At 62.8% G+C, this 19,007-nt stretch carries 17 protein-coding genes; 11 read left to right on the forward strand and 6 right to left on the reverse strand.

Annotation, left to right across the window (positions count from 1 at the left end; all coding sequences use genetic code 11):
* Positions 1-24 precede the first annotated feature (24 nt).
* Complete coding sequence (locus NKJ13_RS17860; RefSeq protein WP_352508563.1) at positions 25-1,287, reverse strand: N-acetylmuramoyl-L-alanine amidase; 1,263 nt, start codon at positions 1,285-1,287, stop codon at positions 25-27.
* Between the two features lie 668 nt (positions 1,288-1,955).
* On the opposite strand from NKJ13_RS17860, the gene NKJ13_RS17865 reads away from it, so the two are divergent.
* Positions 1,956-4,934, forward strand: coding sequence for an Rne/Rng family ribonuclease (locus NKJ13_RS17865; RefSeq protein WP_352739744.1), 2,979 nt, complete (start codon positions 1,956-1,958; stop codon positions 4,932-4,934).
* 96 nt (positions 4,935-5,030) lie between these two features.
* Here the strand turns inward: NKJ13_RS17865 and NKJ13_RS17870 are convergent, their stop codons facing one another.
* A complete protein-coding gene (locus NKJ13_RS17870) occupies positions 5,031-5,996 on the reverse strand; it encodes a glutaminase (RefSeq protein ID WP_352739742.1) in 966 nt (321 codons plus the stop codon).
* An 11-nt stretch (positions 5,997-6,007) separates the two neighbouring features.
* Entirely contained in the window at positions 6,008-7,156 is a 1,149-nt protein-coding gene (locus NKJ13_RS17875; RefSeq protein WP_352739740.1) for a pyridoxal phosphate-dependent aminotransferase, read from the reverse strand.
* Positions 7,157-7,301: 145 nt separating this feature from the next.
* Between NKJ13_RS17875 and NKJ13_RS17880 the strand changes: the two genes are divergently transcribed.
* From NKJ13_RS17880 to aat, 6 genes are all read left to right on the forward strand, one after another.
* Positions 7,302-8,696: a M48 family metalloprotease gene (locus NKJ13_RS17880; RefSeq protein WP_352739738.1), complete on the forward strand. Its 1,395-nt coding sequence runs from the start codon at positions 7,302-7,304 to the stop codon at positions 8,694-8,696.
* 70 nt (positions 8,697-8,766) lie between these two features.
* On the forward strand, positions 8,767-9,570 hold the full coding sequence (locus NKJ13_RS17885; protein ID WP_352705055.1) for a DsbA family protein: 804 nt from the start codon (positions 8,767-8,769) through the stop codon (positions 9,568-9,570).
* 164 nt (positions 9,571-9,734) lie between these two features.
* Positions 9,735-10,169 (forward strand): type II 3-dehydroquinate dehydratase, encoded by a 435-nt coding sequence (gene aroQ / locus NKJ13_RS17890; protein WP_031211260.1) that lies wholly within the window; start codon positions 9,735-9,737, stop codon positions 10,167-10,169.
* Positions 10,170-10,195: 26 nt separating this feature from the next.
* Entirely contained in the window at positions 10,196-10,654 is a 459-nt protein-coding gene (gene accB, locus NKJ13_RS17895; RefSeq protein WP_352477448.1) for an acetyl-CoA carboxylase biotin carboxyl carrier protein, read from the forward strand.
* A 19-nt stretch (positions 10,655-10,673) separates the two neighbouring features.
* Positions 10,674-12,017: an acetyl-CoA carboxylase biotin carboxylase subunit gene (accC, locus tag NKJ13_RS17900; RefSeq protein ID WP_352477446.1), complete on the forward strand. Its 1,344-nt coding sequence runs from the start codon at positions 10,674-10,676 to the stop codon at positions 12,015-12,017.
* 15 nt (positions 12,018-12,032) lie between these two features.
* Positions 12,033-12,650 (forward strand): leucyl/phenylalanyl-tRNA--protein transferase, encoded by a 618-nt coding sequence (gene aat, locus NKJ13_RS17905; RefSeq protein ID WP_292662502.1) that lies wholly within the window; start codon positions 12,033-12,035, stop codon positions 12,648-12,650.
* Between the two features lie 96 nt (positions 12,651-12,746).
* Here the strand turns inward: aat and NKJ13_RS17910 are convergent, their stop codons facing one another.
* The 3 genes from NKJ13_RS17910 to NKJ13_RS17920 all read right to left on the reverse strand — a co-directional run bounded on the left by NKJ13_RS17910 (position 12,747) and on the right by NKJ13_RS17920 (position 14,223).
* Positions 12,747-13,097 carry a hypothetical protein gene (locus NKJ13_RS17910; RefSeq protein WP_352705115.1) on the reverse strand — a complete coding sequence of 117 codons (351 nt, stop codon included), beginning with the start codon at positions 13,095-13,097 and terminating at the stop codon, positions 12,747-12,749.
* 88 nt (positions 13,098-13,185) lie between these two features.
* Positions 13,186-13,668 carry a DUF2155 domain-containing protein gene (locus NKJ13_RS17915; RefSeq protein WP_352739736.1) on the reverse strand — a complete coding sequence of 161 codons (483 nt, stop codon included), beginning with the start codon at positions 13,666-13,668 and terminating at the stop codon, positions 13,186-13,188.
* Between the two features lie 156 nt (positions 13,669-13,824).
* A complete protein-coding gene (locus NKJ13_RS17920) occupies positions 13,825-14,223 on the reverse strand; it encodes an NADH:ubiquinone oxidoreductase subunit NDUFA12 (protein WP_254817092.1) in 399 nt (132 codons plus the stop codon).
* 253 nt (positions 14,224-14,476) lie between these two features.
* Between NKJ13_RS17920 and NKJ13_RS17925 the strand changes: the two genes are divergently transcribed.
* From NKJ13_RS17925 to NKJ13_RS17940, 4 genes are all read left to right on the forward strand, one after another.
* Positions 14,477-15,637, forward strand: coding sequence for a helix-turn-helix transcriptional regulator (locus NKJ13_RS17925; protein ID WP_352739734.1), 1,161 nt, complete (start codon positions 14,477-14,479; stop codon positions 15,635-15,637).
* Between the two features lie 205 nt (positions 15,638-15,842).
* Positions 15,843-17,243 (forward strand): ArnT family glycosyltransferase, encoded by a 1,401-nt coding sequence (locus tag NKJ13_RS17930; RefSeq protein ID WP_352777937.1) that lies wholly within the window; start codon positions 15,843-15,845, stop codon positions 17,241-17,243.
* A 94-nt stretch (positions 17,244-17,337) separates the two neighbouring features.
* Positions 17,338-17,637, forward strand: a complete 300-nt coding sequence (locus NKJ13_RS17935) for a hypothetical protein (protein ID WP_352508571.1) — start codon at positions 17,338-17,340, stop codon at positions 17,635-17,637.
* A 146-nt stretch (positions 17,638-17,783) separates the two neighbouring features.
* The gene (locus tag NKJ13_RS17940; RefSeq protein WP_352777938.1) at positions 17,784-18,995 is read left to right on the forward strand and encodes a hypothetical protein; all 1,212 of its coding nucleotides are present in this window, start codon (positions 17,784-17,786) and stop codon (positions 18,993-18,995) included.
* The last annotated feature ends 12 nt before the right edge of the window (positions 18,996-19,007 follow it).

Here is a 19,007-nt window from a genome sequence, read left to right on the forward strand (position 1 = left end):
AGGTTGTGGGCGCCGGTGGGCATTTCAGCCTCCGGCCCCCGTTCCGCTTCTGGCCGAAGCAAACAGGGCAACGGCATTGGTTATGCTCTGGGTCGCCTTGTTGCGCCAATCGGCGCTGAGCAACTGCGCTTCGTCCTTGGCGTTCGACAGATAGCCGAGTTCGACCAGCACGGATGGAACGTCCGGCGCCTTCAGCACCTTGAAGCCGGCAGAACGCTGCGGGTTGTTGATCAGACCGACGCTGGTGGAAAGCTGGCCGACGAGAGTATGGGCGAAGCTCATCGAAAAATTATGCGTCTCGCGGCGGATCAGGTCGATCAGGATATCGGTCACTTCCTTGCTGTCGTCCTTGATCTCCATGCCGGCGAACTGGTCGGAAAGATTTTCACGGTCGGCAAGCGCCTGCGCCTCGGGATCGGAAGCCTTGTCGGACACGGTGTAGACGGTTGCACCGCGAATGCCCTTGAGGCTGATCGTGTCCGCATGGATCGAGATGAGCAGGTCGGCCTCATGCTGGCGGGCAATGCGCACGCGGTCGTCGAGCCGCAGGAACTCGTCCGTTTCGCGCGTCAGGAACACGTCGTATTTGCCGCTGGCGGCGAGCTTGTCGCGCAGTTCCATGGCAAAGGCGAGCGTCACGTTCTTTTCGACCGTACCGTTCAGGCCCTCGGCACCGCCGTCGATGCCGCCATGGCCGGGATCGACGACGACGGTGAAACGATGGCCCGGATTGGAGACCGGCCCGGTACCGACCCTGCCGGCCTTGTCGGCGGAGACCGTCGAGCCGGTCGTCAGCGCCTGATTGGCGAGCGCTGCGTCGAATTCTCGCTGCGACGCTGCCGACATGTCGATGGCGATGCGGTAGCCGTTGCCGTCACCGTTCTTGAGCACGTCGAGATTGTCGACGGCGAACGGTCCCTTGCCGGTGAGAATCAGCCGCGATTTCCCCTCGCCGAGCTCGCCGTAACGCACGGCGCGGACAAGCCCGCGCGGCTTTACGTCCTTGGCATTGAGGGCGAATCTCGTGGCCGGCAGATCGATGACCAGGCGATCGGGGCCGCGCAGCAGGAACCATTTGATGTCGGGCTCGCGGTCGAAATTGATGACGATGCGCATCTTGGTGGCATCGCCGGCCATCTTGTAGCTTGTGGCAGCAAGCGGTGCGTCGGCAGCACGCGAAAGCGGCGAAAAGACCAGGCAAGCCAGGATCAGCGACAGCAGGCAGGCGGTGCGGAAGAACCAGCCTCCATGATGACGGCCCTTGTCTGCGAAGCTTGCCAGTCCCATCTTTCTACCAGTCGCTCCCGTTTTGGCGTCATGCCCGACCGCTTGTCGAAGTGCCCTGTTGCTTGTCAAAGTGCCGGCAGGCCGCGAACTCGATTAACGATTGGTATCCAGAGAAGGTTAACCAAGCCTTTTCATGGAAGGCTTGGGACCTGTGCTTCCGCTGCGGAACGGCTTTTTGCCGGCATCGGGAATCGGGGTTGCCTTCCAACCCGCCAAATCATAAAAGCGATGGTGGATCACTGCAATCCTGGAACCGTCCTCCTCCGCAGCTTCCTGCTACAGGTCAGACGCAAGACGGCTCCTTTCGCTTCAGGCGAAGAAGGCATCGGTGATCGCGACGATTTTCGCAGGCGTGCTCCCGTGGCGGGGGAATCGCCTGCGTGAGCAAAACGGCCGGGATTGTCCCGTGCCGGCTCTGTATGAGCAAACAAGCTGGTCCGGTTTTTCCCGGGCTTTGGTTCAAAAGGTTCTGCTGGTGACGATGGCTTCAAGCGCAATCATGGAAAGGTCCGCAACAAACCGCGCCACTACGGCTGCGGGCGGCACCGCCATGGCGCTCAGGCAGCGGCCGGCGGACGTTCAATTGTCCGGCACTCATGTTCCAGGTCCACGGCAGCGGGCATTGCCCCGCAAGCTGCGGCAGACGGCTGCCGGGAGGAAACGAAATAATGCCCAACAAAATGCTGATAGACGCCTCCCACCCGGAGGAAACACGCGTTGTCGTCGTTCGCGGTAACCGAATTGAAGAATTCGACTTTGAATCCCAGGACAAGAAGCAGCTCAAAGGAAATATCTATCTCGCCCGCGTAACGCGCGTCGAACCTTCCCTGCAGGCAGCCTTTGTCGAATATGGCGGCAACCGTCACGGTTTCCTCGCCTTCAGTGAAATACATCCCGACTACTACCAGATTCCGGTCGCCGACCGTCAGGCGCTGCTGCGTGCGGAAGCACAGGAAGCCCAGGACGAAGAGGACGAGGAAGCCGCCGAAGGCGAGGACCGCCAGAGCCGCGACCGTGGCAAGCGCGGACGCCGGCGCGGCGGCAAGAGCCGTGACCGCGGCGAGCACAGGCACGAGGCAGGCGCGTCCGACGGCGAGAACGGCGAAGGTGCCGTCGCAGAAAAGCTGGATGCCGCCACCGACAACGAAATCATGTCCGACGTTGCTGGACAGAGCGAGGGTGCAGCCGGACAGAGCGATGAAGTCGCTGATCGCGGCGAGACCGAGCCGTCCGAAGGCGGTTCCAGTTCCATCGCTGCCAGCGTCGATGCCGACGTAATCTCGGAAGCCGTCCCGCAAGTCGAGACAAGCGAAGCCGAGACGGGCGGGGCCGAGACAAGCGGCGAGGCAACCTCCGAAGACAATGATCGCGGCATGCTGGAAGAGGTGCAATCCTCGCATTCGGACGATCACGAGGTCGAATCGGTCGGCGCCGAAGACGCGCTGGAAGAAGTGCGCAACCGCCGCAAGCCGGTGCGCCGCCAGTACAAGATCCAGGAAGTGATCAAGCGCCGGCAGATCCTGCTGGTGCAGGTCGTCAAGGAAGAGCGCGGCAACAAGGGCGCGGCGCTGACCACCTATCTGTCGCTGGCCGGCCGCTATTCGGTGCTGATGCCGAACACGGCGCGCGGCGGCGGCATTTCGCGCAAGATCACCAATGCGCAGGACCGCAAGCGGCTGAAGGAAGTGGTCGCCGATCTCGAAGTGCCGCAGGGCATGGGTGTCATCCTGCGTACGGCCGGCGAAAGCCGCACCAAGGCAGAGATCAAGCGCGACTACGAATATTTGATGCGGCTTTGGGAAAACGTCCGCAATCTGACGCTGCAATCCACGGCCCCTGCCCTGGTTTACGAGGAAGGCAGCCTGATCAAGCGCTCGGTGCGCGACCTTTACAACAAGGATATCGACGAGATCCTGGTTTCCGGCGAAGAAGGCTACCGCGAGGCCAAGGACTTCATGCGCATGCTGATGCCGAGCCACGCCAAGGTGGTTCAGCCGTTCCGCGACACGACGCCGATCTTTGTGCGCAACGGCATCGAAGCGCAGCTCGACCGCATGCTGCAGCCGCAGGTGACGCTGAAGAGCGGCGGCTACATCATCATCAACCAGACGGAAGCGCTGGTCGCCATCGACGTCAATTCGGGCCGTTCCACCAAGGAGCACTCGATCGAGGACACCGCACTTCACACCAATCTGGAAGCTGCCGAGGAAGTCGCCCGGCAATTGAGGCTGCGCGATCTCGCCGGCCTCATCGTCATCGACTTCATCGACATGGAGGAGAACCGCAACAACCGCTCCGTCGAGAAGCGGCTGAAGGATCACCTCAAGAACGATCGTGCCCGCATCCAGGTCGGCCGCATCTCGCATTTCGGCCTGATGGAGATGTCGCGCCAGCGCATCCGTGCCAGCGTGCTGGAATCGACGATGAAGCCTTGCCCGCATTGCGGCGGCACCGGCCATGTGCGCTCCGATTCGTCGGTCGCGCTGATGGTGGTGCGGGCAATCGAGGAATTCCTGCTCAAGGATTCGCGCAGCCACATCACGGTGCGGACGCCGGCAGCGACCGCACTCTATGTGCTCAATCACAAGCGCGGCACGCTGGTGGAATTCGAGCACCGCTTCGGTGTCACCATCACCATCGAAGCCGATGATACGGTCGGTGCACAACACTATGCCATCTTCCGCGGTGCGCTGGCCGAAAAGCCGGAAGGCTTCGTCGAGGCGCGCACCTTCCCGGCCTATGTCGAGCCGGAAGAACCCGAGGACGAGATCGTCATCGAGGAGGAAGACGAGGCACCGGTGCAGGCCGAGCAGCCACGCCTTGCGCAGCAGCCGCAGCAGCCAAGGTCCGGCGAGGACGGCGAAGGCCGCGATCGCAAGCGCCGCAAGCGCCGCAGACGGCGGGGCGGCAAGGATCGTGAACACGGGGATCGTGAACACGGGGATCGTGACCACCGGGACCGCGAACATGGCGCTGCTGTGGAAGGTGCTTCCGTTTCGGCGCCGACAGACGATGCGTTGGTAGCCGCCGGCGACCAAGGCGCCGAAGCGGGCCGTGAAGCGCCGGCCGGTGTTGCCGAAACGGCGGAAGCGGCGGACGACGGTCACGGCAAGAAGCGCCGGCGCGGCAAGCGCGGCGGCAAGCGCAATCGCCGTGAAGACGGCGAGGACAGCGTCGAAGCCAGCGCCGGCGAGCCAGCCGCTATGACGGAAGGTGCCGTGTCGGAAGCAGAGCCCGTGACCGGCGAACCGGAAGGTGCCCCGCCGGCCGAAGAGCTTGCGGTGCTTGCTCCGGCGAACGACGACATGCCGAGCGCCGAAAAGCCGAAGAAGCCGCGCCGCGCCGCCAAGCCGAAGAAGGTTGCGGCGGAAGCAGTTGCCGAGATTGCGGGCGCCGAGACATCGGCTGCCGAGGCCGCCTTCGTGGCTTCCGGCGAGACCCCCGCGCCGGTGTCGCCGGAGACCGAAGTGGCGGCTGCCGAGGAAACGCCGAAGGTCCGGCCGTCGCGGCGCAAGCCCGTACCGGTGGATGCTCCGGTCGTCCCGGTCGTCTCCTCGATCGTTCCCGACGAGGCAAAGACCGAGGAAGCAAAGGCCGAGGACAAGCCAAAGCGTGCCGGCTGGTGGCAGCGGAAGGGTTTTTTCTAAGCCTTTCCGTGCATTAGCCAGACTTTCTGATTAGAAAAGTCCCGCGTCGCCGATCGGCTGCGCGGGATTTTTTTGCCCCAATTGCAGGCGACGACACTATGGTGCGAAGATCGACCAGTTCATTATCTTCGCCAGTTTTTCCAGCGCGGTCGAGCCCAGCCTGGAATTGCCGTTGGCATTGAGGCCAGGCGACCAGACGGCAAGCGAGGCGACGCCCGGCACGATTCCCAATATGCCGCCGCCAACGCCGCTCTTGCCGGGAATGCCGACGCGGAAAGCGAAGTCGCCGGAGCCGTCATAGTGGCCGCAGGTCAGCATCATCGCGCCGATGCGGCGCGCGCGCTCGGCCGAGACGACGGAATGCCCGGTCGCCGGGTTCTTGCCGCCATTGGCGAGGAAGCGGCCGGCCAGGGCCAGTTGCCGGCAGCTCATGGCGATAGCGCAATGGTGAAAGTAAACGCCCAGCGCCAGTTCCGGCGCATGGTGGAGATTGCCGAACGATTTCATGTAATTGGCGAGCGCGAAATTGCGAAAGCCGGTGGCGCGTTCGGACGCCGCGACCTCGCGGTCGACGATAATCGTGTCGTCATCGGCCAGGAACTGGATGAAGCGCAGGATCTCGCCGATCGCCTCGCGCGGCTGATGGCCGGCAAGCAGGATGTCTGAGACCACGATGGCGCCGGCATTGATGAATGGATTGCGCGGAATGCCGTTCTCGTGCTCGAGCTGGACGATCGAGTTGAACGGATTGCCCGAAGGTTCGCGCCCAACCCGCTGCCACAGCGCGTCGCCGACATTGCCGAGCGCCAGCGTCAGCGTGAACACCTTTGAGATGCTCTGGATTGAAAACGCCTCGTCGGCGTCACCCGCGGTCAGCACGCGGCCGTCATTGGTCACCGCGGCGATGCCGAATTTTTTCGGATCGATCTCGCCGAGCTGGGGAATATAGCTGGCGACGTCGCCGCGATCGGTACGCTCCGCCATTTCGGTGGCGACCTCGCGCAAGGCCTGTTCAAGCTGGGGCGCCTGTTCAAGTTGAGACGCCTGTTCAAGCTCCGGCATCGTCGCCCCCGCTACTTCAGCCAGCGTTCGATGCGCGCCATCGCCTCGACCATGTCGTCGTGGCTACCGGCGTAGGAAAAGCGCATCGTGCGATGGCCCTGCAGCGGATCGAAATCGCGGCCGGGCGTCGCTGCCACATGCGCCTCGGCCAGCATCCGGCGCGCAAACGCCATGCTGTCATTGGTGTGCCTGGTGACGTCGCAGAAGGCGTAGAACGCGCCGTCCATGGGCGCGGCCAAAGCAAAGCCGAGCTCCGGCAGGCGTTGCATCAGGAGCTCGCGGTTCCAGGCATAGCGCGCCTTCACCGCTTCCAGCTCTGGCGTCGCCTTGAACGCCTCGATCGCGGCAATCTGGGACAGCTCGGGCGGCGAGATATAGAGGCTCTGGGCGATGCGCTCGACCGGCCGCACCAGTTCCTGCGGCAGCACCATCCAGCCGATGCGCCAGCCGGTCATGCAATAATATTTCGAGAAGGAATTGATCACCGTCACATCCGCGCCGAAAGAAAGCGCGGTCGTGTCTGGCGCCGCATAGGCCAGCCGGTGATAGATTTCGTCCGAGATTACGGCGATGCCGAGCTCTTGGGCCGTCTTGACCAGCGCCTCGAGATCGCTGGCGGGAATGACCGCGCCGGTCGGGTTGGCCGGGCTGGCGAACAGCACGCCCTTCAGAGGTTTTTCGCGATGCGCGGCTTGCAGGTGCTCGGCATGGAGGTAGGCGGCGCCGTCCAACTCGATCTCGGCGATGTCGATGCCGAGCGCGGCCATGATGTTGCGATAGGCCGGATAGCCGGGGGCGGCGATGGCGACGCGATCGCCTGGATCGAACATCGCCAGAAAAGCAAGGTTGAAGGCAGCCGACGATCCGGTGGTGACGGCTATCCGCTCGGGCGAAACGTCAAGCCCGTAATGCTCGCCATAGTGCGCCGCGATCGCCTTGCGCAGACCGGCGAGGCCCAGCGCGTCGGTATAGCCGATGCGGCCTGCTTTCAAGGCATTGGCCGCCGCTACGCGAACCCCGGCCGGCGCCGGATCGGAAGGCTGGCCGACGGCCATGGATACGACCGGCAGGCCGTTGGCTTTCAGCCGATTCGCCTCGGCCAGGATGTCCATGGCGTGGAACGGTTCGACCGCGCCGCGGCGCGAAAGCGAAACAACCATTTTTCAATCCACCACACTTGTCCGCGCGTGCCGGCCATGCTGGCCGCGCCGCACAAATGCCCGATTGGTGTGGGGATCACAAGTTCGGTAAGTTTAGGCTGCTGACTTTTCATCCTTCGCCCACTCGTCTACCAGTGGACCTGCCATGTTGAGCCGACCCAAATCGACGATCGCCAGGACAGCGCGCGCTTTCGCGACGCTTGCGCTTGCCGCGGTGGTCGCCATGGCCGGCTCGGTCGATGCATTTGCGCAGAATGTGCCGGTGGTGCGCGATGCCGAGATCGAAGCGCTGGTACGCGACTACGCGCGGCCGATCTTCAAGGCGGCCGGTCTATCGGGCGACGCCATCAACATCGTGCTGGTCAACGATCAGAGCTTCAACGCCTTTGTTGCCGGGCGCCGCATGTTCATCAATACCGGCGCGCTGATGACGGCCGAAACGCCCAACGAGATTATCGGCGTCATCGCCCACGAGGCCGGCCATATCGCCGGCGGGCATCAGCAGAAACTGCGGGAGCAACTCGAGCGTGCCAAGACGATGGCAATACTGGCGACGCTGCTTGGCGCCGGCGCCATGGTTGCCGGCGCCACCAGCAACAGCCGCGGCCTCGCTGGGGCCGGCATGGGCGTGATGGCCGGCGGCGGCGAGATGGCGCAACGCAGTATCCTAGCCTATCAGCGCACCGAAGAGATGACCGCCGACCGCTCGGCGATAGCTTATCTCAATGCTACCGGCCAGTCCGGCATGGGCATGCTGAAGACGTTCGGCCGTTTCCAGAACGCATTGTCGCTCTCTGGCGCGCAAGTCGATCCCTATCGCATCAGCCATCCGATGCCGCAGGAGCGTATCGCCAATCTCGAAGTGCTGGTGAAGCAGAGCCCTTACGTCGACAAGGTCGACCCGCCGGCACTGCAGCAGCGCCACGATATGATGCGCATCAAGATCGCCGCCTACATGCAAGGCCAGGCGGCGGCGTCACGATTGATGCGCAAGAACCCCGGCAGCCTCGCCTCGCGCTATGGCGACGCGCAGATGACCTATCTTTTCGGCAATCTTGCTTCGGCGCTCACCAAGACCAACGCGCTGATCAAGGAACAGCCGAAAAATCCGTATTTCCAGGAATTGCGCGGCGACATCCTGATGAAGGCGAACCGGCCGAAGGATGCTGCCGACGCCTATGCCAAGGCGGTCAGCCTCGATCCGGCGCGATCCGGGCTGCTGCCGGTCTCTTACGGCCAGGCGCTGATGGCCATCGGCACGGAGGATTCGCTGAAGAAGGCGGTGGCGCAGATCAACACCGGCCTCGGACGGGATCGCGAAAACGCCGACGGATACCGCTATCTGGCACAGGCTTACGGGGAACTCGGGAGCATCCCGGCCGCCGAGCTTGCAACCGCCGAAGGGCATTTCTATTCCGGCGACTACAAGAATGCGAAGATCTTCGCCATGCGGGCGCAGCAGAGCATGAAGCGGGGCGAGCCGGGCTGGCTTCGCGCGCAGGACATTATAAACTACGCACCATTAGGTAAGAAGAAGTGAACCTTTCGGACGCAGGCTGCGACACAGCCAAAGCGAGCGGACCGGAACACGGGCAAGAGGATCGAGGATCATGACCAAGGCAATTCTGCTGGGCACTACCGGAGTGGCAGCGGCTCTCGCCATGCTGGCGTTCGGCTTCGTCGCCGGCAATCCGCAGACGGCGAAGGCCGGCACGGCGCAGCTTGCCCAGACGGCGTCCTCGGGTACCAAGCTCGACCGCACCGAAGTCGAAGGCATCGTCCGCGACTATCTCCTGAAGAACCCGGAAGTGCTTCTGGAAGCACAGCAGGCACTCGAGGCCAAGCAGAAGGAAGAACAGCGCGTCGCCAGTCTCGGCGTCATCAAAGACGCCAAGGACCAGATCTTCAATTCCTCCTTTGACGGCGTTGTCGGCAATCCCAACGGCAAGGTCACTATCGTCGAATTCTATGATTATAATTGCGGCTACTGCAAACGCGCCATCGACGACATGCGCGCGCTGACCAAGGCCGATCCGGACCTGCGCTTCGTGCTCAAGGAATTCCCGATCCTCGGCCCGGATTCGCAGAAGGCGAGCGTCGTCTCGATGGCCTTCCACTTGCTGAAGCCCGAGAAATACGGCGAATTCCATAATGCGCTGCTCGGCGGCCAGGGGCGCGCCACCGAGGCGGCGGCAATCAAGGTGGCGCTGTCGCTCGGCGCCGACGAGACGACGCTGCGCGAAAAGATGAAGGACCCGAGCATCACCGAGGCCTTCTCTAAGACCTATGATCTCGCCACCAAGCTCGCCATCACCGGAACGCCGTCCTACGTGGTCGGCAACGAGGTTGTGTTCGGCGCGCTTGGCCAGGAAGTGCTGGCCGAAAAGATCGAGGCGGCGAAGGCGGCGCTCTGATTAGCGTTCGGGTTTCGATTGGGGCTGCGGGTTTCCGGCGCGGGCCGTTTTCCGGCTGTTGTGGACGGCGAAAGAACGCACTTGCGCTCTTTTCGCCAGCGTCTATGCCCATTATAGAGGGTCCGGCGCGCCGGCTTAGCCGCGCCGGGAAAGGTCGGCATTTTTTGAAAACGGTTTTCGTCCTGAACGGCCCCAATCTCAACGCGCTCGGCAAGCGCGAGCCTGGTATCTATGGCGGCAAGACGCTTGCCGCGATCGCCGACGACTGCAAGCAGGCAGGTGCCGCACTTGGGCTGGAGATCGATTTCCGCCAGTCGAACCATGAGGGCGACCTCGTCGACTGGATCCAGGAGGCCGCCGACAAGGCCGCCGCAATCGTCATCAATCCGGGCGCCTACGGCCATACCTCGATCGCCATTCACGATGCCATCCGCGCCGTCGCGCCGCTGCCGGTAGCTGAGGTGCATCTTTCCAACATCCATGCGCGGGAACCATTCCGCCACGTCTCCATGGTCGCGCCGGTCGCCGTCGGCATGATCTGCGGGTTCGGGCCGCTCGGCTACACGCTGGCGCTGCAGGCGCTGGCTGCACGCCTATGACCGGCCAACAAACAGAAGGCTCGAAAATGTCGATAAAGAAGAACGGTGTTGACCAGCAGCTGATCCGCGATCTGGCGGGCATACTGAACGACACCAACCTGACCGAGATCGAGGTCGAGCTGGGCGATCTGAAGGTGCGCGTCTCGCGGCAGGCGCCGGCCGTCCATGCTGTCGCCGCAGCGCAGCCGGCCCACGCGCCGGCAGCCGCGCAGCCCGCGGCAGCCGCCGTGCCGGCGGCGCCCGACGTGTCGAAGAACGCCGTCGCCTCGCCGATGGTCGGCACAGCCTATCTGGCGCCGTCGCCCGACGCCAAGGCGTTCATCGAGGTCGGACAGAAGGTCAAGGAAGGCCAGACGCTGCTGATCATCGAGGCGATGAAGACGATGAACCAGATCCCCTCGCCGCGCGCCGGCACGGTGACGGCGATCCTGTTCGAAGACGCGCAACCGGTCGAATATGGCATGCCGCTCGTTGTGATCGAGTAGAGCCGGGAACAGGCGAAAGATGTTCCAGAAAATCCTCATCGCCAATCGCGGCGAAATCGCCCTCAGGGTGCTGCGCGCCTGCAAGGAGCTCGGCATCCAGACGGTGGTGGTGCATTCGACCGCCGACGCCGACGCCATGCATGTGCGTCTCGCCGACGAGAGCGTCTGCATCGGCCCGCCGCCGTCGCGCGACAGCTATCTCAACATCCACCAGATCGTCGCCGCCTGCGAGATCACCGGCGCCGACGCAGTGCATCCCGGCTACGGTTTTCTGTCGGAGAACGCCAAGTTCGCCGACATCCTCGCCGCGCACAACATCACCTTCATCGGCCCGACCGGCGACCATATCCGCATTATGGGTGACAAGATCGAGGCCAAGCGCACGGCAAAGCGCCTCGGCATCCCCGTGGTGCCCGGCTCCGACGGCGCGGTCACCGAGGACAAGGAAGCCAAGCGCATTGCCGCCGCGATCGGCTACCCTGTGATCATCAAGGCGTCGGCCGGCGGCGGCGGGCGCGGCATGAAAGTGGCGCATAGCGAGGCCGACCTCGAGGTGGCGCTGCAGACGGCACGCTCGGAGGCGGGTGCGGCCTTCGGCGACGACGCCGTCTACATCGAGAAATATCTGCAGAAGCCGCGCCATATCGAAGTGCAGGTGTTCGGCGATGGCGCCGGGCGCGGCGTGCATTTCGGCGAGCGCGACTGCTCGCTGCAGCGCCGCCACCAGAAGGTCTGGGAAGAAGCGCCCTCGCCGGCGCTCAATGCCGAGGAGCGCGCGCATATTGGCGGCGTCTGCGCCAGGGCCATCGCCGATCTCGGCTATTCCGGCGCCGGCACCATCGAATTCCTCTATGAGGACGGCGAGTTCTATTTCATCGAGATGAACACGCGCCTGCAGGTCGAACATCCGGTGACCGAGGCGATCACCGGCATCGATCTCGTGCACGAGCAGATCCGCGTCGCCTCGGGCGGCGGGCTTTCGGTGCGCCAGGAGGATATCCGCTTCCACGGCCATGCCATCGAATGCCGCATCAACGCCGAGGATCCGCGCACCTTCACCCCCTCGCCAGGCACCATCACCCACTTTCACACGCCGGGCGGCCTCGGTATCCGCGTCGATTCCGGCGTCTATTCGGGCTACAAGATCCCACCCTACTACGACAGCCTGATCGGCAAGCTGATCGTGCACGGCCGCAACCGCGTCGAGTGCATGATGCGGCTGCGGCGCGCGCTCGACGAATTCGTCGTCGACGGCATCAAAACGACGCTGCCGCTGTTTCGCGACCTCGTTGGCAACGCCGACATCGCCAATGGCGACTACGACATCCACTGGCTGGAAAAATACCTGGCCGAAGGCGAGTGATACAGGGGCGAAGCGATGACCCGTCCCTACGCACCCGGTTATCGCATCCCGACCGACCTTTTGCTCAAAGCCTATGCCTCCGGCGTCTTCCCGATGGCCGAAAGCGCCAATGACCCCGAAGTATTCTGGGTGCGGCCGGAGACGCGCGGCATCATTCCGCTCGACGGGTTCCACATACCGAAAAGCCTGAGAAAGACGATCCGCAAGAACCTGTTCGAGTTCCGTATCGATTTCGACTTCGAGGCGACGATCGAGGCCTGCGCCGAAAGGCGCGAGGAACGTCGGTCGACCTGGATCAACGCGCCGATCCGCGAAGCCTATATCGAGCTGCATCGGATGGGCCATTGCCATTCGGTCGAGGCCTGGCACGACGACCGGTTGGTCGGCGGGCTCTACGGCGTATCGCTCGGCCGCGTGTTTTTCGGCGAGAGCATGTTCGCCAGGGAGACCGACGCGTCAAAGGCCTGCCTGGTTCACCTCGTCGAACGCCTGAAGGCGCGCGGCTTTGCACTGCTCGACACGCAGTTCACCACCGAGCATCTCAAACGCTTCGGCGCAATCGACGTGCCGCGCGGCAAGTACGAGAAGATGCTGGCCGAGGCGCTGAAGGGCGAGGCGGTGTTTTTTCCATAACCTGGAGAATGGTTCATCGTTTTTCACAGAATTCCGGACGGAAACCGTTCACTTTTCGTGGAATTGCTCTAGCGGCCAGTCAGCTTTTTGCTGCCGTCACAGCGGCGTCTGTGCGTGGAACATCATCTTCCAGCCATTGACGCGGTGGACATAGCCAGTGCTGACCAGCGCCGCATAGGCTTCGCCATTTTGCCGGGTCGCACGCGCCTCGTAGGTCAGCATGACGATGTCGCTGCCCGGCTCGATGATGCCCTTGAGGTCGATGTCGAGATCGCGCCAGCGGTTCTGGTCCGTGGCGGTTTCGGCCAGATCGGAATTGCTCATCACCCGCGCCATCTGCGGGAAGGCCACCAGGCATTCGGTATCGGCATTGGCCTTGAAGTAGTCGGCGTCGCCGCTCCAGAATCCCCTTTCGATGTCGAGAAGTTCGTTCTTGTTGGCCATCATCATGGCAACCTCCTCCGTAGAGAGGCACCAACGCTCGGGGAACGCGGCGGTTCCGCGGGGCGCGGTATCCGCCGCGCGCTGACAGATTCTAGTTGGTTTTGGGGGCGGCGGGTGCCGGCACGTCGGACTTCTGCTTGCAGCCCTTCAGCCAGATATCATAGACGGCATGCTCGACGGCGTTGATCCCGGGGCTTTCGGCAAACATCCAGCCGGTGAAGATACGGCGTATCTTCCGGTCGAGCGTGATCTCGTCGACCTCGACGAACGAATCCGTCTTCGGCTCTTCGTTTTCGGGCCGCGAATAGCAGATGCGCGGCGTCACCTGCAAAGCGCCGAACTGCACCGTCTCGTCGATATAGACATCGAAGGTGATGATCCGGCCGGTGATCTTGTCGATGCCGGCGAATTCAGCGACGGGATTGGTGAGGCGTTCGGATACTGCCGGTGCTGCAGGCGCTACCGACGCGTCCGGCGCAGGCGGCGCCAATTCCTGCGCAGCGGCAAGCGCCACCATGGAAGCGAGAACGACCGCGGTTAATCCGCCCGTCAAAATTCGGCTGAACATGCTCATGCAAGGTCCGGTGATTTGCGCCCGGGTGATTCTCTTAACGCCAAGGCTAGTTGCTGCTGTCGGATCAGCAAACAGCTAAACAGTAATTGTGGCGACAAAGGACCGCCCGCGTGGGGACCGCCTCCGTGGGGGACCGCGGCCTGTCGCGGCGATCGATCACGAACCGGGCGTCCAGGCGTCGTAGTCGCCCGTCACCTGCGGACGATGCCGGTTGGTCAGCACCGACCCCTTCGGCCGATAGGCTGCGGGGCTGCCGGTGAGGTTCGGCACATGCGGCTTTTGCCAGTCGCGTGGCTTGTAGTCTTCGCTTGGCGGCGGAACGTCTACACGGTGATGGATCCAGCCATGCCAGCCGGGCGGAATCGCCGAGGCTTCCGAATAGTCGCGGTAGATGACCCAGCGGCGGGTGCGGCCTTCCGAATCGACGCCGCCCTCATAGTAGACGTTGCCGACCTCGTCCTGCCCGACCTTCTTGCCATGCCGCCAGGTGTGAAAGCGCGTTCCCAATGTCTGGCTGTTCCACCAGGTGAAAAACTGCAGAAGGAAAGTCTTCATCCAAATCCTCGTGGCAAGTCCTTGTGGCAAGTCCTCGCGGCGGCTGCGGCGCCTGTACCTGCTTATGGCGTCACGGCATTGCGAAGGCAAGGGTCTTGCCGCAACCGGCGAGCAAATGGCTGACGGAAAAGCGATACGTTCATGCTATTTTCGCGGCCGTCCGAAGCAGATGAAATAAGTTGTTGGCAACCTTACGCAGCGTTATTCTAACAGTTGATGCTTCGTTGCCTAGGACGGCAAATGAGAGGGGTTTATGTCATCGCTGGCGGGCACGGCCGGTCGCGCATTGCCGCAGGTCGTTGAGGCGATCTACGATTCGATTGCCGACGTCGACCGCTGGCAGGCGACACTCGAGGCCATCTGCAATCTGGCGGAAGGCCGGCTTGCCATGCTCGCCGTCATCGACACGATCAGCAGCTCTGCGCGGTTTTCGGTATCCTGCGGCGATCCCGCAGTTCTTGAGCCGTTGAAGCATGACTACGGCTCGCAAGTACCGTTCTATGCGGCGGTTCCCAAGATGGAGATCGACGTGCCCTTCACCGTCGATTCGATCTACGCCCTGCAAGGCCCGGATACACGACAGAGATGGCTCGAAAGCCGCATCGTGCGCGAATGGGTACAACCCAACCGGCTGGACGATTTCTTCTGGGTGGCGTTGATGAAGCGGCCGACCCGGATCGGTACGCTAATGGTGGTGACCGACAAGGACAGACGCCAGATTTCCCGCGAGGATCTCGAGCTTGTCTGCCTGCTGGCGCCGCATGTGCGGCGCGCGGTGACCATCGGCGACCTGTTCGAGGCCGAGCGGCGCAAGGCCGAAATCTTCCGCTCCATCATCGAAAGCCTCGACCATCCGGTGCTGATCGTCGCCGAAGACATGACCATCATCTTCGCCAACCCGTCAGCCGAAGCGCTGCTCGCCGAAAACATTTCGGTCGCTTGCGTGCGCGGACAGCTGTCCTTCACCTATGCCAACGCCAACGCCGCGATCGGCCGTGCCGTCCAGCTCGGCACGCGCGACGAATTCGCACTCGGACCTTGCGGCATCAACATTCCCCTGGCCAAGACGGCCGTTCCGGCGGTGGCCCATGTTATGCCGCTGGCGCGGCGTGAAATCTCGGCGCGCATCTCGCAGCGGGCCGCCGCAGCGATCTTCATCGCCGCGGCCGGTTCGACACCGACCCCGGCGCTGGACGCCATTGCGGCGCTGTTCGGACTGACCGCGGCAGAAAGGCGAGTCGCCGGTCACGTTGCCGCCGGCCTGACGCGAAAGGAAATCGCCGCGGCCGGCGGCGTCTCGGACGGCACCGTCAAGTCGCAGCTGGCGACGATCTTCGACAAGACCGGCACCGGCGATCAGCGCGAGCTCGAACTCTTGATGCGCGAATTGTCACCGCCGTTGCGCTCCAGTTGATTTGCGCAGATTCTCGAACCGGCGGTGGTCCAAATGACTCGGCCGGTAAGTTTTTCAACCTTTGCCACCATCGTCCGCAAAATCTGGGAAACGAAACCGGCATCGTTGCAATTCGGCCAAAATCGTGGTGCGGTCGTTCGCGGTCCAGAAACGCAGCACTCTGCTCGGCTGGAAAGAAAATGGTTTCTGGCGCGGATCTCAATCTTTGACACCGACATCTACCAAGCGGCTGCTCCCCTACCTCTTTTTGCTTGGGCTGATCGTAATCGCAGTCGCTTTCCGGCCACTGCTGCCCGTCGACGAAACGCGATATCTCAGCGTCACCTGGGAAATGTATCTGAGCGGACAGATCTTCGTCCCGACGATGAATTTCGCGCCCTATCTGCAGAAGCCGCCTCTGCTGTTTTGGCTTATCGACCTTGTCTGGAAGATTTTCGGCGCCAGCCGGCCGGCCGCGATGCTGGTCATCTTCGCCGCCTCCTCGCTCGTCATCTGGCTGACGACGGCTTTGGCAAAGACCCTGTTTCCGGGCCGCGACGACATCGCACGGCGCATCCCCTGGCTGGTTGCTGGAAGCTGCGTGTTCGTCATCTATTCGACGCTGATCCTATTCGACCTGTTGCTGACGGTCTTTGTGCTCGCCGCGCTGTTGTCGTTGATTGCCTTTGCCCGGAGCGGCAATCGCTGGCAGGCCGTTCTGGCCGGGCTGTTCATCGGCATGGGCGTGCTGACGAAAGGCCCGGTGGTGCTGATCCATATCGGCGCGCCCATCCTGTTCTACCCGTTCTGGCGCGACCGACGGGCGGGACTGACGACACCGAACTTCCTCGCTGGAGTGGGCCTGGCAGTGCTTGCCGCGCTGATTCCGGTGGCGATCTGGCTGGTGCCGGCGACGATCCTGACAAAGGGCAGTTTCGTCTATGATCTGGTCTGGAACCAATCGGCGGGGCGCGTCACCGGCAATTTGCGCAATTCGCACGGCCGGCCGTTCTATTTCTATCTGCTGCTGCTGCCGGTCATGTTCATACCGTGGATCTTCATACCCGAGGTCTGGCGGTTGAAGCTGCGCACGCGGATACGCAGCCTGATCGAGACGAAGTCGCCGGATCTGCGCGCCTTGCGCCTGCTGTCGTTCTCGTTCGTTGCCGTGTTGCTGGCGTTCAGCGCGATATCCGGCAAGCAGCCTCACTATGTCGTGCCGATGTTGCCGTTCGTGACCATCCTGTTCGGCTATTTCATGGCGGAGATCCCGCTCGCCAGGCTGAAAAGCTCGGCCGTCGTCATGCTTGTCATTTTCGGCATCGGCCACGCGGTGGCATCGGCAACCGCGTTCAAACGCTATGACCTGACGCCGCTCGCCAACTTCATCGACGAGCGAAAGGATGCGGACTGGGCCGTGGCTTTCGACTATCAAGGCGAAGTCGGCTTCCTGGCCGGGTTGCAAAGGCCGTTCGAAAGCACCGACAAACCGGAAGAATGGCTTGGCTCGCATCCCAGCGGCTATGTTATTGACAAGGTTTCCAAGGATCCCGGCACTGCAGGGCAAATCGCGTTCCGGCTTCGCGTCGAACGCGGCTATCTCGTCGTGCTGAAGGGACAGCATTGACGATCGTCACCGGTATGCGAGTTCGTCCCCCGCGCGGGAGATGAAGGCGTTGCTGCTTCGTGGTTCCATCGCTCGATAGAACCGGGAGGTATTCATGCGCAAACTCATCTCGACGACGCTTTTTGCCTTATCGCTCGCTGTGGCCGGCCTTGCCGCCGGTCCGGCATGGAGCTTCAAATGTCAGTCCGGAACGATCGGGCAAGGCAGTTGCTCCTGCTCCGGGACCGCCGACTGCACCGATATGCGGCATTCCAAAATGTGCAAGGGCGACCTGAACTGCGGTTCGGGCAAGTGCTCCTGCACGGCTGCATTGGTAGTCGACCCCGGCCCGAAAACCCCCAAGCCCAAGGTCGTCGCGCCGAAGGCGACAACCAAAGGCGTCGTGAAGCAGTAGATGTCCGACCCGAAAGGACGGCGGCTCGACGTCGCTGGGCCGGCCCGATGTTTCGCGGTTCATCCCCCGTGCGGGCGATGAACCGCTATCGAAGAAGTGCTGGCGTCTAGCCGGAGGGTGGTTTCCAACCAGAGAGCGAGGATACCATGTTGAAAACCTGCATGATGCTGTTCTTCTGCCTGATGGCGGCCACCGCGGCCGCCCAGCCGCCGCCTTCGGGGCCGCCGGTTCCTAGTGCGGCACTTGCCCCATGCAACGCCACACAATCGAACAGGCCCTGCAAAGCCGAACTCGGCGTGTTCCTGATCACCAACACCGTCCGCAACCTGGCGCAAGCCAAGGTCGACGCCACCAACGCACAGCTGGCCGCCCAGGGACGATCGTCGCGCGCATCGATCGAATCGCTGAAGCAATGGCGGCCGTCGCGCTTTGCGACGCAGATGCTGAACCAGCCGAACAGCTGGTTTATCAAAGTTCCTTACATCCTGACCATCAAAGTCTCGATCCCTGTGACCTCCGACCGCCACATCGGCATTCCCATAGACGTCAACGTCTTCTGCAGCGGCTGGCAGACCGATTCCAGCCAGGTCATCATCCGCTCGCAACCCGGCCCGGCGAGCTTCGAGGGCGGCAACATCCTCGAGGACGTTTTCAACGTCGGCAATTACATCGACGCGCAGGTACGCAACTCGTTTTCGGCACCCCTACCGGTGACGACGCCGGTTCCAAATTCGAAATGCTCGGCAATAGACGGCTCCGATGCCGGCACGCAGGCTACCGGCGATGATCTCATCTTCTGGACGGTGCCGCGGCGCAACCTGGTGGTGACGGACGCCATAGCCAAGCCGACGGTTGAAGTCACCTTCGACAGCCTCACACGCCTGTCAGCCCGCGACTTCCACAACAATGTCGTCTATGCGGAATCCGAGGCTATAAACCTCAACCTCTACGCCAATGAGGACGGCCTTCAGAAGGCGCTGACCATGCGCGAAGGCGACGCGGCTGCGCTGAACCTTCCCGCAGTACGGCTCGACGCGCGAAAATACGATTCGCTGGTCGTCATCGGCAATGTCGACCAGCCGCCGAACGATCCCAGAGACAGCGCCTTCGCAGTAGCGGCCAAGACTGCGGGATTCGATGCCGGTTCCAAGATCATGCTGATCCCGAAGTGGTATTCGAGGCCGCCGGACCAGTTCAATCCCAAGCCTACATGGATCAGAGTTCCCGCCTATGAGCTGCACTATACGGTGCGCTATCTCAACAGCGGCGAGCTGGCCGTCGATGGTGGAACCAGTACGGTCCGGCCCCCAAAAGTCGCCGTTCCGATAAAGACGCTCATCAAGCCGAAAACGCCCTGACGCGGCCGCTCG

The sequence above is a fragment of the Mesorhizobium sp. M0174 genome (assembly GCF_040322275.1).
Classification (GTDB): Bacteria; Pseudomonadota; Alphaproteobacteria; order Rhizobiales; family Rhizobiaceae; genus Mesorhizobium.